Here is a 12,917-nt window from a genome sequence, read left to right on the forward strand (position 1 = left end):
CGGGCTACGGGAGGGGTGTGCGCGTGCTCAGGTCGGTGATCGGCGGCAGCGAGGTCGGGGGCGGCACGGAGTACGTGTCCAGCAACCCCGCGGTGCTCGACGACGTGGTGGCGACGGTCGAGCTCGCCGACGCGGTGACGTTCCGGGCCGCGTGTGCCGCGGCGCGCGAGGCGCAGCGGGAGTGGGCGCTCGTGCCCGCGCCGGTGCGGGGCCAGGTCGTCGGCGCCTTCGGCAGGCTGGTCGCGGCCAACAAGGCGGCGCTGGCACGGCTCGTGACCCGCGAGATCGGCAAGCCGTACGCCGAGGCGCTCGGCGAGGTCCAGGAGATCATCGACACCTGCGAGTTCTTCCTCGGCGAGGGGCGGCGGCTCTACGGGCAGACCGTGCCTTCCGAGATGCCCGACAAGCAGCTCTTCACCTACCGGGTGCCGGTCGGGGTCGCGGTCGTCGTGACGGCGGGGAACTTCCCGGTCGCGGTGCCCTCCTGGTACCTCGCACCCGCGCTGCTCTGCGGGAACGCCGTGGTGTGGAAGCCGGCCGAGTACGCGTCGGCGTGCGCGCGGGCGCTGTCGGAGCTGGCCTGGCGGGCCGGGGTGCCCGCCGGCGTGCTGAACCTCGTCTTCGCCGACGGCGACACGACCTACGCCGGGCTGGACGCCGCCCTGGGCGACGGTCTCGTCGACAAGGTCGGGTTCACCGGGTCGACGGCGGTCGGCCGCCGGGTCGGCGAGCTGTGCGGGCGCCACCTGCAGACGCCGTGCCTCGAGCTGGGCGGCAAGAACCCCATGGTCGTCGCGCCGGACGCCAACCTCGAGCTGGCCGTCGAGGCGGCGCTGTTCTCCGGGTACGGGACGGCCGGGCAGCGGTGCACCTCGCTCGGGACCGTCATCGCGCACACCGACGTGCACGACGAGTTCCTCCGGCGCTTCGCCGACGCCGTGTCCGCCGCGCCGGTCGGCGATCCGACGGCCGACGTCGTGTACGGGCCGATGCTGGATGACAGGTTCGCCCGTGGCTTCGAGAACACGCTCGGCTGGGTCGGGGACCACCACACGGTGCTCGGGTCCACCTCCGTCGGCCGGATCACGGCCGACGCGCCCCGCGAGGGGTTCGTCGGCGACCCCGCGACCGGGCTGTACTACCACCCGGTCCTGCTCGACGGGGTGCGACCGACGGACAAGGTGTTCACCGAGGAGACGTTCGGGCCGGTCGTCGGCGTCACCACCTACGACACCCTCGACGAGGCAATCGAGCTGGCCAACGCGCCCGGGTACGGGCTGTCCTCCGCCGTCTACACGACCGACCCGCGCACCGCGTTCCGGTTCCGGCAGGGAGTCGGGGCGGGCATGGTGAGCGTGAACAACTCGACGTCGGGGGCGGAGGCGCACCTGCCCTTCGGCGGCAACGGCAAGTCCGGCAACGGCAGCCGCCAGTCCGGGGTGTGGGTGCTCGACCAGTTCACCAGGTGGCAGTCGATGAACTGGGACTTCTCGGGGTCGCTGCAGAAGGCACAGCTCGACGTGACGACGATCGAGCCGGAAATGGAGTACCGGCTGCCCGCCACCTGGCTCTAGATTGCGCCACATGGCGGATTTCGAGATCGACGACGACCGGTCGCGGGTGGACCGGGACGTGCTGTGGGAGTTCCTGTCCACCAAGGCGTACTGGGGGCGGTTCCGCGACCGCGCGAAGGTGGAGCGGCAGCTCGAGGCGGCCTGGCGCGTGGTCGCCGCGTACCGGTCCGCCGACGGCGCCATGATCGGCTTCGCGCGTGCCATGTCCGACGGCGAGGCGTCGGCCTACCTCGCCGACGTGTTCGTCGTCGAGGAGGCCCGTGGCGCGGGCGTGGGCAAGGCGCTCGTGCACGCCATGATCGAGGAGGGCCCCGGCCCCCACCTGCGGTGGATGCTGCACACCCTCGACGCGCACGAGCTGTACCGGCCGTTCGGGTTCGCGGAGCCGGACGCCACCTTCATGGAACGCAGGGGCCGCGCCGCGGAGGTCTTCGGTCACCACGGCGCCGGTCCCGGGTCCTGACCACCCGGCGGTTCGTGAAACGTTGCAACACGGTCTTGACGGCACCCTGGGAGCGCTCCTACGCTGCGGAAAGCGCTTTCCCTGCCGAGTGCTGGTCATCCTACGGACGTCAGAGCTGATCTCCCGAGGAGCAACGCCATGCAGCGCACGTCTCCGTCAGCCAACCACCATGTCTCCCGCCGGACGGTGCTGTTCGCCGTGCCTGCCGCGCTCGCCCTGTCCGCCTGCTCCGGGTCGGGTGGCGGGAGCACGGCGCTGTCCAACGAGCCGGTGACCCTGCGCTTCACGTGGTGGGGGTCCGACGCACGGCACCAGCGAACGCAGCAGGTCATCAAGCTCTTCCAGGCCAAGCACAAGAACATCACCGTCAAGGGCGAGTTCAAGGAGTGGAACGGCTACTGGGACAGCCTCGCCACCAGCGCGGCCGCCCAGGAGGCGCCGGACGTCATCCAGATGGACGAGCTCTACCTCGCCTCCTACGCCGAACGCGGCGCGCTCCTCGACCTGTCCAGGGTGCGCGACCACCTCGACACCAGCGGGATCGACGAGGACATCCTGTCGACGGGCAAGGTCGAGGACAAGCAGTACGCCATCCCCACCGGCCTCAACGCGTACTCGATGGTCGTCAACACCGACATCCTCGACCGGTTCGGCATCGACCTGCCCGACGACGACACGTGGAGCTGGGACGACCTGACCGAGATCGGCGGGAAGGTGTCGGCGGCAGGCGGCGGGCAGATCACCGGCGTGCAGTCGTGGGGTTTCGACATGGGTGGGCTCAACGTCTGGATCCGGCAGACCGGCGGGACGCTGTTCGACGACAGGGGTGACGTCTCGGTCAAGCCCGAGGTGCTCGCCGACTACTGGTCCTACCTGGTCGAGCTGGCCGACAAGCACGTCGCGCCGCCGCCGTCCGTGACCGTCGAGCGGGCCACGGCGAGCCTCGACCAGTCCGGCACGGCGACCAACACGGCGGCGTTCGGCACGTGGTGGAACACGCAGCTGGTCTCGCTCGTCGCCGCCAGCGGCCAGAACCTCAAGCTGTTGAAGCTGCCCGGTGAGGCGGACGCCAAGAAACGCGGCACGTTCTTCAAGTCGTCCATGTACTGGTCGGTCTTCTCCCGCAGCAAGCACCCCGGCGAGGCCGCGCTGCTCGTGGACTTCCTCACGAACAGCAGGGAGGCGGCCGAGGTGATGCTGACCGACCGGGGTGTGCCGGGGAACAAGGCGATCCGCGAGTTCATCCAGCCCAAGCTCGACCCCGCCGACCAGGCGGCGGTCGAGTACCTCGACGACCTCAAGGCGTCGCCGCCGCCACGCGTGACCCCCAACGGCGGCAGCAACATCGAGAAGATCCTCCAGAGGCACACCGAGCAGGTCCTCTTCGGACAGGTGAAGCCGGACCAGGCGGCCACGTCCTTCATCACCGAGCTGCAGGCCGAGATCGACGCGGCGGCATGACCGTTGTCCGCGGCAGGCCTGCGCCGGGGCGGAAGGACAACCTGGCGGCCTACCTGTTCCTCGCGCCGTGGCTCGTCGGGCTCGTGGTGATCACGCTCGGCCCGGTGGCGGCGTCGCTGGTGCTGAGCTTCACCGACTACAACCTGTTGCAGCCGCCCGAATGGGCCGGTTTCGACAACTTCGTGCGGATGCTGACCGACGACCGGCTGCACAACTCGCTGCGGGTCACGTTCACGTACGTGTTCGTGTCGGTGCCGCTGCAGCTCGCGCTCGCACTGCTGCTGGCGGTCGTGCTCGACCGGGGTGTGCGCGGGATGTCGTTCTACCGCTCGATCTTCTACCTGCCGTCGCTGCTCGGCTCCAGCGTGGCGATCGCCATCCTGTGGCGGCAGGTGTTCGGCACCGAGGGGCTCGTGAACCACTTCCTCGGGCTCTTCGGCGTCACGGGCCGGGGGTGGATCTCCGAGCCGGAGACGGCGTTGTCGTCGCTGGTCGTGCTGAACGTGTGGACGTTCGGCGCGCCGATGGTCATCTTTCTGGCCGGGTTGCGCCAGATCCCGGCGATGTACCACGAGGCTGCCGCGGTGGACGGTGCCGGACCGTTGCGGCGGTTCAGAAGCGTGACGCTGCCGCTGCTGACGCCGATCATCTTTTTCAACCTGGTGCTGCAGATCATCCACGCGTTCCAGGCGTTCACGCAGGCGTTCGTCGTGTCGAACGGGACGGGCGGGCCGTCGGACTCGACGCTGTTCTTCACCGTCTACGTCTACCAGCGGGCCTTCGCGAACTTCGACATGGGTTACGCGTCGGCGATGGCGTGGGTGCTGCTGGTGATCATCGCGGCGTTCACCGCGATCAACTTCTGGGCGTCGAGGTTCTGGGTGTTCTATGACGACTGAGCTGTCGGTCCGGGTCACGCCGCCGGTGGCCGAGGCGCCGCCGCGTCGCGTGCGGCGGTTGCGTGTGCGGTCGGCGGTCAAGCACCTGGTGCTGGTCGCCACGGCGGTGGTGATGCTGTATCCGGTGCTGTGGATGGTGGTCAGCTCGCTCCGGCCGCAGGACAAGATCTTCCAGGAGCCGGGGCTGCTGCTCACCGAGGTGCGGGCACGGAACTACCCGGACGGGTGGACGGCACTCGCGGACACCTTCGACGTCTACCTGGTGAACTCGGGGATCGTCGTGCTCGGCGCGATCGTGGGGAACCTGGTGTCGTGCTCGATGGCGGCGTACGCGTTCGCGCGCCTGGAGTTCACCGGGCGTCGGCCGTTGTTCGCCGTCATGCTGATGACGATCATGCTGCCGGTGCACGTGGTGATCGTGCCGCAGTACATCCTGTTCTCGGAGCTGGGCTGGCTCAACACGTTCCTGCCGCTGATCGTGCCGAAACTCCTGGCCACCGACGCGTTCTTCGTGTTCCTGATGGTGCAGTTCATCCGGGGCATCCCGCGCGAGCTGGACGACGCGGCACGGATCGACGGCTGCGGGCACGCCGGGATCTTCCTGCGGGTCATCCTGCCGCTGATGACCCCGGCGCTCGCGACGACGGCGATCTTCACGTTCATCTGGACGTGGAACGACTTCTTCAGCCAGCTGATCTACCTGACCGACCCGGACAAGTACACCGTGCCGGTCGCCCTGAGATCCTTTGTGGACTCGACGACCGGCACCTCCTGGGGCTCGATGTTCGCGATGTCCGTGGTGTCGCTGGTGCCCGTGTTCCTCGCCTTCCTGATCGGACAGCGGTTCCTGGTCAAGGGCATTGCGACGACGGGCATCCGGTGACCGCACTGAAGGACGCCTTCAGTGCGCTGCGCGTTACGAAGGACGCCTTCAGTGCGCTGCGCGTTACGAAGGACGCCTTCAGTGCGCTGCGCGTTACGAAGGACGCCTTCATTACGGTGGGCGTTACGAAGGCGTCCTTCAGTGCAGTGGGCGTTACGAAGGACGCCTTCAGTACGGTGGGTGGGTCAGGTGGTCGGCGGCTGTCTGGGCGCCGACCCGTCGTATCGACGGGGCTATGGAACGGGCTCTGGTCGCCACTTCCGGTTGCAGTGCCAGCTTGAGTGAGTCCGTGAGCGAGTCGGTGGCCGTGTGGGTCACGCCGATGCCCAGCTCGCGCACGCGGTCGGCGAAGTAGAACTGGTCGTAGAGGTGCGGCACGACCACCTGCGGCACACCGGAGAGCGCGGCCGTCGTGGTGGTGCCGGAGCCGCCGTGGTGCACCACCGCTGCCACGTGCGGGAACAGCGCCTGGAGGTTGGTCTCCGTGACGGTCAGGCAGTCGTCGCCGGCCGCGTCGAGGCCCGCCCAGCCGCGCAGGACGATCGCGCGGTGGCCGAGCGCACGGGCCGCCTCGAGCATGGCGGCGCCGGTGACACGCGGGGACGCCATGCTGCCGAAGCCGAAGTAGACGGGCGGCTCGCCTGCCGCCAGGAAGTCCGTCAGCTCCGCCGACAGCGGGCGGTCGTCGGCAGGCAGCCACGCGCCGGTCTGGGTCACCGCGAGGTCCGCCGGGGTCACCCACGGCGCCAGTGCGGGGTCGGCGGCCAGCACGGGGTGGTCGGTGACCACGTGGCCGAGCACGTCCTCGACCGGCGCCAGCCCCGCGGCCACGCGCTGCTCGTTGAGCGCCGGACCCCACATGGCCGTCCGGCGGGCCGCCTCCCGCTGCCACAGGGTGCGGTTGTCCACCGACGGGTCGGCGGGCGGCATGCCGGGCAGCGGCACCGGCGCGTGGTGCGGCGACGGCAGCACGACCGGGCTGAAGTCGGCGAAGACGTAGCGGGTGCCCAGCAGCTCGGCCACCGAAGGGGCCGCCACCTGGATCTGGTTGCAGCCCACGATGACGTCACGGTCGGCACCCGCCTCGCGCAGCGTCGCGAACTGGGTGGCGACGGTCTCGGCGATGGAGGCGAACAGCTCGAGCTGCGTCGCGGGGCGGGGGGTCCTCGCCGTCAGCGGCGGACCGATCGGCACGAACGGCAGCCCCCCGGCGAGTTCGCGGAAGTCCGGCGGGGCGCAGAGCCGGACGTCGCAGCCCTGTTCCCGCAGCAGAAGGCCGAGTGCGAGCAGTGGTTGGAAGTCGCCTCGGGAACCGATCGTGGACAACAGAAAACGCATGTGCGCATCCCCTTCGATCCGTGCACGGACCTGCGATTATGCGGTCCGAAGGAGGTCTTGCCGCAAGTCCCCCACTGCGGTATACGTTGAGGTGGGCATGAAAACGGCGGCAGGCTGTCCGGGAGAGGACGCCCTGGTGTGTCAGTGACCGCACGAATGTCCCGCAATACCAACGAAACGTTCGGCCGGCGCGCGGCTGGGTTAGGGTAAGTCACGTGCGGAGCCGTTCCTCGATCCTGGTGGGCCGGGACCCCGAACTCAGGATCGTCGAGGACGCGCTGGCGTCGGCGCGCGCGGGCAGCGGGGGCGCGTTGTTCCTCGTCGGCGAGAGCGGCATCGGGAAGTCGCGCCTCGCGGCCGCCGCGTCGGACCTCGCGTTCGCCTCGGACATGGTGCTGCTCCGTGGCCGCGCCAGCGCGGTCGGTCCGATGGTACCCTTCCGCTCGCTCACCGAGGCGCTGCTTTCCTTGCTGCGCCGGGGCGAGCCAATCGACGTGGCCGCGCTCGGCCCGTACCGGCCAGTGCTCGCCCGCCTGATCCCGGACTGGGGCCCGCCCGCCGCCGAGCAGGCCGGCGGGTCGCTGGTGATTCTCGCCGAGGCGGTGCTGCGGCTCACCGCGCTCGTCGGCGCGGGGCACGGCTGCCTGATGGTGCTCGACGACCTCCAGGACGCTGACGCCGAGACGCTCGCCGTGCTCGAGTACCTGATCGACAATCTCGCCCACCAGCCGACACTGCTGCTCGGGCTGGTCCGCGCCGAGCCGTGCCAGGCCCACGAGGTCGCCAGGTCCTCGGCGCGGCGGGGCACCGGCCGGGTGCTCGACCTCGGCCGACTCGACCACGACGGGCTGGGCCGGATCGCCGCGTCCTGCCTGGACGTCGCACCCGCCGCGGTGCCGGAGGCGGCTGTCGAGCTGCTGTGGGCCGGGAGCGCCGGAAACCCCTTCCTCATCGAGGAGCTGCTCGGCGGGATGGTCGACAGCGGCCTTCTGGTCGAGGCCGGCGACGACTGGCGGATGGCCGAACGCGGCACCGCCGACATGCCGGTGTCGGTGGCGCGCACGGTCGCGAGGCGCGTCGAGGCACTCGGCCCGCAGGCCCGTGAGCTGCTGTCGGTCGCGGCCGTGGTCGGCGGCCGGTTCCCGCTCGCGATCGTCGGCGAGGTCACCGGGCTCCCCGACCGCGAACTGCTCAACTACCTGCACAGCGAGCACGCCACCCAGCTCGTCGCCGTCGACGACCAGATCCCCGACTGGTACGCCTTCCGCCACTCGCTGCTCGCCGAGGCACTGCTGACCCTGCTCACGCCGGTCGAACGTGCCCGGTTGGCGAGCCAGGTGGCGGACGCGGTCGAGGTCGTCTTCCCCGGCCTGCCGGGAGAGTGGTGCCAGGCCTGCGCCGCCCTGCGGCTGGACGCCGGTGACCTGCTCGCCGCGGGTCTGCTGTTCGCCGAGGCGGGCCGCCGCTACCTCGCGCAGGGCGCCGCCAACACGGCCGTCGCGCTGCTGGACCGGGCCTGGGACCTGCTCGCGGGCGCCGACCCCGGCCCGCGTGCGCTCACGCTCGAGTCCCTGCTCCACGCGCTCGCGGAGGCAGGGCTCGTAGAGCGGGCCATCGACTCGATCGCGATCCTCGACGAGATCGGCGGCCTCGACCCGCGTCGCCGCGCCGAGCTGCACACCCGCCTCGCGTGGGCGGCCGCCGTCGCCGGCCGCAGCGAGCACGGACTGTCCCAGCTGCGGGCCGCCAGGACGCTGCTCGGACCGAACGCCGCGGCCGAGGACCTCGCTCCGATCGATGTCGTGGCCGCCCACCTCGCCCTCGACGAGCCCGGCGAGCAGCAGCTGCGCACGGCCGAGGACATGGCCCGCCGCGCCGCGATCGTCGCCGAGGCCGTGCCGCTGCCGGTGGTCGCCTGCCAGGCCTGGCAGCTCGCCGGCCTGGTCACGAGGAGCCGCGACCCCGACGAGGGTACGGCGTGCCTGGAGCGCGCCAGGGAGCTGGCCGTTCGGCACGACCTGCCGATCTGGGAGATCCACGCACTGGTCAAGCTCGGCAACGACGACGCGCTGCGGGACGGCAGCATCGAGCGGCTGGAGCAGGCGAGGCGGCAGGCGACGACCGCGGGTGCGGTGACCGCCCGCTACATCGCCGAGCAGAGCATCACGCTGTGCCTTGTCCTCAACGGCGACTTCGCGACCGCGGAGGCCATGATCGAGCAGGTGCTGTCGACGGCGGCCAGGCTCAAGCTGCTGGAGACGGTGCAGTTCCTGCTGCTCAACCGCGCGATCCTGGCCGCGCACCGGGGCAGGCGGCGCGAGATGGACGAGGCGCTGGTCGAGTTCCGGCGCTGGGAGGGCGACGTCCAGCCGCAGTACGCGTCCCGGGTGTACGGGTTGGGGCGCGCGTTCTGCGCGTTGCTCGAGGAGAACCGCGAGCGGGCGGTGACCGAGTTGGCCCAGGCGCTGCGGGCCGAGGAGGAGAACCCCACGGTCATGCAGCTCTCCGGCCGCTACGGCCTGCACCTGCTGCTGGGGTGCCTGGACGGCACGCTGGACTGGCCGGCGTTCGAGGAGCGCACGTCCGTGCCCGCGGCCGGGTTCCGGTGGGACCGGCTGTACGCGTTGTTCGCCCGTGCCGTGCTCGAGGGCAGGGCCGGGCGGCACGACGAGGCGACGGGCTGCGTCGAGGAGGCCGTGAAGGTCGGCGCGCCATACGAGATGGGCCGCCACCTGGGTTTGCGGCTGGTCAGCGAGGCGGCCCAGGCGGATGGCTGGGGTACGCCGGTGGACTGGCTGCGTGCGGCGGAAGAGTACTTCCACAACGCGGACATCTCGCCGGTGGCCAGCGCGTGCCGGGGGCTGCTGCGGGACACCGGTGTCCGGGTCGGCCAGCGGCGCGGCGGGGTCGACGACATCCCCGCGTCGCTGCGGGCGGTCGGGGTGACGGCCCGCGAGTACGAGGTGCTGCTGCTGTTGGGCGACCGGCTGGCGAACCGGGAGATCGCGGACCGTCTCCACCTGTCGACGAGGACGGTGGAGAAGCACGTCTCCGGGCTCATCACCAAGACCGGTCGCCCCAACCGCATCGCGCTCAGCGAGTTCGCGGCCGACGCCGTGCGGCGCTGACGGTCACATCGTCCCGTCGGACACCTTCTCCTGCATGCTGCAGGTCGTGTAGGTGACGGCCACGGACGAGTCGTCGAACACCCCTGCCAGGCCCATCGCGACCGCACCCGCCGAGACGGCGAGGCCGGCGAGTGCGGCGGCCTGCAGCCCGAACGTCACGGCAGGCATCAGTCGGATCAGGGTCAGCCGGTAGTCGTACTGGACATGGTCGTTGGTGCTCGTTTCGGTGAGTTCCGCGTCCGACACCTTGGGGTCTCCCTTTTCTCGGTGAGTGCCACGCCGTCAGCGTGGCGTCGGTTCGAAGAGCAACACGGACGGCACGCGCTCGGCGAAACCGAGGCGCAGCAGCCCGTAGCCGATGCCGGCGAGTCCGTTGAGCAGGCCGGGGGTGGCCACCCCGCCGGGGGTTCCGCACGGCGTGCCGTGCCGGTCGATGGCGCCGGCGACCAGCTCGGCGCGGGTGTCCAGCTCGGCGGCGGCGTCGTGGCCTGCCGCGTGCAGTGCGACGAGCGCATCGGTCACGCCGAGCTCGCCGTGGCAGAGGGACAGGTCGTCGAGCACCGGGCGCTCCGTGAGCCGCCGGATGGCCTGGCGTGCCTCGGTCTCGTCGACCTCCCGTGCCCGCACGACGATGGGGCCGGGCGTGCCGGCACACCAGCTGAGGCCGCCGGTCGGGACGCAGGCCGCGGCCAGGTGCGCGGCGGGTGGGAGCGCGAGTTCCGCGTGGACGGACCTCATCGCGGCCCGGCACGCGGCCTCGCCCTCGGGAACCGCCGGGGCACGGGCGGCCAGCGCCACCGCGATGGTGGCCCACTCCTTCAGCTCGTCGTCGTCGAGCAGCGTCGACAGGCGGGCCAGGCCGTAGGCGATCCCCGCGAGGCCCTGCATGCCGCCCCGGCCGACGGCGGCGACCAGGTCCGGGCGGGTGGCGAGCGTGCGGTACAGCTTCGGGACCGACGACAGGGACCGCCGCGCGACGGTCGCGTAGCCGTCGATGCCGGTCAGCTCCGCCAGCTGCGCGAAGAACAGCGCCACGCCGGTGTAGCCGCCGCCGAGACCCGCGCCCATCGGGAGGAGCATCCACCTGCGGTCGTCCACCGGCTCCAGACCGAGCCAGCTCACCCGGCCGCGCTCGTGCACGCCCCTGGCGAGGATGTCGTCGGCGACCGCGCACGCCGCCGACAGGAGGCGCTCGGCGGGCGCGGGGGCGGGGGTGGCGGGCAGCGGGGCGGCGTCGCGGTGCTCGACCGTCGCACGCAGCGTGGCGAGGGTGGCCGAGATGATCCACTCCTGGGTGGCGCGGTCGGCGTCACACATGCCGTGGAGGATGCCCAGCGCGCTCGCCAGGCCGGGGCGGTCGAGCGCGTCCGGGACGTGCCCGCCGTCCGAGGAGGACAGCGCGGTCTCGTTGGTGCGGGCCGTGAACAGGGGCACGTCGTGGGCCCACAGGTCCGCCTGCTCGTGCCCGCACACCCGCCACCGCGCGGGGTCGGCGGCCGACTCGGCCCACAGCAGGTCGAGGGCGCGGTCGCGGTCGAGTGCGTCCCGCATCAGCTCGGGGCGGGTCGACTCGGCGAGGAGCGTGGCGTAGCCCCTGGTGTGGCGGAGCACCACGCGGACCTCGGCACCCGCGCACGCCTCCAGCAGGACGGCGAAGTCGTCGCGGTCGCGCCGGATCGCGTCGTAGCCGAGGCGGAAGCCGTCGAGGAGCGCCTGTTCGTGGGCGGCGGCGTCCAGCTCGCGGGTGCCGAGGCGGGGACGGTTGTCGGCGCCCGCGAACGTGCCGGTGCGGCGGACGAGCCGCAGCTCGCCGGTCTCGGCCTGCGCCCAGTCCAGTGTGGCGGTCTCGGCCCGCTGGCCTGCCTCGCCGCCGAGCCCGGACACCTCCACGGCGCCGTTCTCGCCCGCCACGACCATCGGCAGCAGGCCGGTGCGGTGGACGGAGTCGGCGAGGATCCTCGCGGCCGGGTCGGTGGTGCCCGCCGGCACGCGAAGTCCCGCCTGAAACAGCGACTCGGTGTCGACGAGGACGGGCTGGTCGCCGCTCGCGATGAGGTTCTCGCAGTGGACGTCGGCCGCGCGGACCACGTGCAGCAGGGCGAGGAGGGCGCCCTGGCGGCGGTAGAACGCCTGGGCCGCGTGCTCGTCGGCGAGGCCGTGGCGGGGGACGAACGCCATCCAGCCGTAGCCGGGGCGGACCAGGGCGGTCGGGGTACGCAGGTCCAGGCCGGGCACCTGGTCGTTCAGCCAGTCGACGAGGACGCCGAAGTGCTGGTGGACGGCCAGGTCACGGGGCTTGTAGACGACCTTGCGGCCGTCGGAGAAGGTGAGGATCGCGACGGACCGGCCGGACCGGTGGGTGTCGCCCGCGCCCGCCTCGACCTCGGTGAGCGGACCGGGGTCGGCGCCGCCGAGCAGGACGCCGAGGATCTCGCGCCGGTCGCTCTGGAACCGGCGGAGCAGCTCCACCGTGGACTCGGCGGCCTGGAGGCAGGTCTGGCCGAGGAGCCGCGCGAGCACGGGGTAGGCCGCGCAGAGTGCGCCGAGCCCGTCGGAGGTCGCGGTGCGCCTGGCGAAGTCCGCGAGACCGGCCGCTCCCCTGTTGTGCTCGTGCACGAGCGTCCTGGCGGCGATGGCCACGAGCCGCCGCGACAGCCGCGCGGCGAACCGCGCCATGACCGCGTCGAGGTCGACCTGCCACGGCTCGACCAGCTCGAGCACCCGCTCGACCGCGCCGTCGACGAAGGGCCGCAACGGGACCGCGAACGCCTCCCGCCAGGTGTCCGCGTCGACCTCGGCCGGCGTGTCCGCACGGCGCACCGCGCTGTCCACCGCGTCCACCCACTCCGGGCGGGCCAGGCGAGCGGTCACCTCCTCGGGGGTCTCCGCGAGGAGGGCCAGCAGGCGGGACTCGTCCATGCCGGTGGCGGTCAGGCGGCGGGCGAAGACCGATGCCCCCTGGCTCGCCCGCCACGCCGCCAGGCGGTGTTCCGCCTGGACGGACGGGCTGGGAATCGGGGCGGGACCGGCGAGGCGCTCGTGCAGCGCCACCCCGGCCGCCCACCAGTGTGGAGCGGTGAAAGGGTCCGCCACCTGGGCCGCGAGTCCGAGCTGTGGGATCACGCCGGGTACGTTGCCAGCAACGACGCCCCGGGACATGCGTGGTAACTA

At 71.9% G+C, this 12,917-nt stretch carries 9 protein-coding genes; 6 read left to right on the plus strand and 3 right to left on the minus strand.

Annotated features, from left to right (window positions below; genetic code table 11):
• Nucleotides 1–23: 23 nt before the first annotated feature.
• The 5 genes from CLV71_RS07635 (at nucleotide 24) to CLV71_RS07655 (ending at nucleotide 5,280) form a co-directional block, all read left to right on the plus strand.
• The gene (locus CLV71_RS07635) at nucleotides 24–1,574 is read left to right on the plus strand and encodes an aldehyde dehydrogenase family protein (RefSeq protein WP_243866283.1); all 1,551 of its coding nucleotides are present in this window, start codon (nucleotides 24–26) and stop codon (nucleotides 1,572–1,574) included.
• 10 nt (nucleotides 1,575–1,584) lie between these two features.
• On the plus strand, nucleotides 1,585–2,037 hold the full coding sequence (locus CLV71_RS07640) for a GNAT family N-acetyltransferase (RefSeq protein WP_133901939.1): 453 nt from the start codon (nucleotides 1,585–1,587) through the stop codon (nucleotides 2,035–2,037).
• A 138-nt stretch (nucleotides 2,038–2,175) separates the two neighbouring features.
• Nucleotides 2,176–3,498, plus strand: coding sequence for an ABC transporter substrate-binding protein (locus CLV71_RS07645; protein ID WP_133901940.1), 1,323 nt, complete (start codon nucleotides 2,176–2,178; stop codon nucleotides 3,496–3,498).
• On the plus strand, nucleotides 3,495–4,397 hold the full coding sequence (locus tag CLV71_RS07650; RefSeq protein ID WP_133901941.1) for a carbohydrate ABC transporter permease: 903 nt from the start codon (nucleotides 3,495–3,497) through the stop codon (nucleotides 4,395–4,397). The genes CLV71_RS07645 and CLV71_RS07650 overlap by 4 nt, the downstream gene beginning before the upstream one ends.
• Complete coding sequence (locus CLV71_RS07655) at nucleotides 4,387–5,280, plus strand: carbohydrate ABC transporter permease (RefSeq protein ID WP_133901942.1); 894 nt, start codon at nucleotides 4,387–4,389, stop codon at nucleotides 5,278–5,280. Before CLV71_RS07650 ends, CLV71_RS07655 begins: the two co-directional genes overlap by 11 nt.
• A 168-nt stretch (nucleotides 5,281–5,448) precedes the next feature.
• On the opposite strand, the gene CLV71_RS07660 is transcribed toward CLV71_RS07655, so the two are convergent.
• On the minus strand, nucleotides 5,449–6,618 hold the full coding sequence (locus CLV71_RS07660) for a glycosyltransferase (RefSeq protein WP_133901943.1): 1,170 nt from the start codon (nucleotides 6,616–6,618) through the stop codon (nucleotides 5,449–5,451).
• Nucleotides 6,619–6,833: 215 nt separating this feature from the next.
• Here CLV71_RS07660 and CLV71_RS07665 point away from each other — a divergent pair, with 215 nt between their 5' ends.
• Nucleotides 6,834–9,746, plus strand: coding sequence for a helix-turn-helix transcriptional regulator (locus CLV71_RS07665; RefSeq protein WP_133901944.1), 2,913 nt, complete (start codon nucleotides 6,834–6,836; stop codon nucleotides 9,744–9,746).
• A gap of 3 nt (nucleotides 9,747–9,749) precedes the next feature.
• Here the strand turns inward: CLV71_RS07665 and CLV71_RS07670 are convergent, their stop codons facing one another.
• Complete coding sequence (locus tag CLV71_RS07670) at nucleotides 9,750–9,992, minus strand: hypothetical protein (RefSeq protein ID WP_133901945.1); 243 nt, start codon at nucleotides 9,990–9,992, stop codon at nucleotides 9,750–9,752.
• 36 nt (nucleotides 9,993–10,028) lie between these two features.
• Entirely contained in the window at nucleotides 10,029–12,869 is a 2,841-nt protein-coding gene (gene lanM, locus CLV71_RS07675) for a type 2 lanthipeptide synthetase LanM (RefSeq protein ID WP_133901946.1), read from the minus strand.
• Nucleotides 12,870–12,917: the final 48 nt, after the last annotated feature.

This window comes from Actinophytocola oryzae (genome assembly GCF_004364325.1).
Lineage (GTDB): Bacteria > Actinomycetota > Actinomycetes > Mycobacteriales > Pseudonocardiaceae > Actinophytocola > Actinophytocola oryzae.

Excerpts from the sequence above, each read along its gene's own strand:
- CLV71_RS07640 (WP_133901939.1), top strand. The coding sequence starts at position 1,585 with ATGGCGGATTTCGAGATCGACGACGACCGGTCGCGGGTGGACCGGGAC.
- CLV71_RS07655 (WP_133901942.1), top strand. The coding sequence starts at position 4,387 with ATGACGACTGAGCTGTCGGTCCGGGTCACGCCGCCGGTGGCCGAGGCG.
- CLV71_RS07660 (WP_133901943.1), bottom strand. The coding sequence starts at position 6,618 with ATGCGTTTTCTGTTGTCCACGATCGGTTCCCGAGGCGACTTCCAACCA.
- CLV71_RS07650 (WP_133901941.1), top strand. The coding sequence starts at position 3,495 with ATGACCGTTGTCCGCGGCAGGCCTGCGCCGGGGCGGAAGGACAACCTG.
- CLV71_RS07645 (WP_133901940.1), top strand. The coding sequence starts at position 2,176 with ATGCAGCGCACGTCTCCGTCAGCCAACCACCATGTCTCCCGCCGGACG.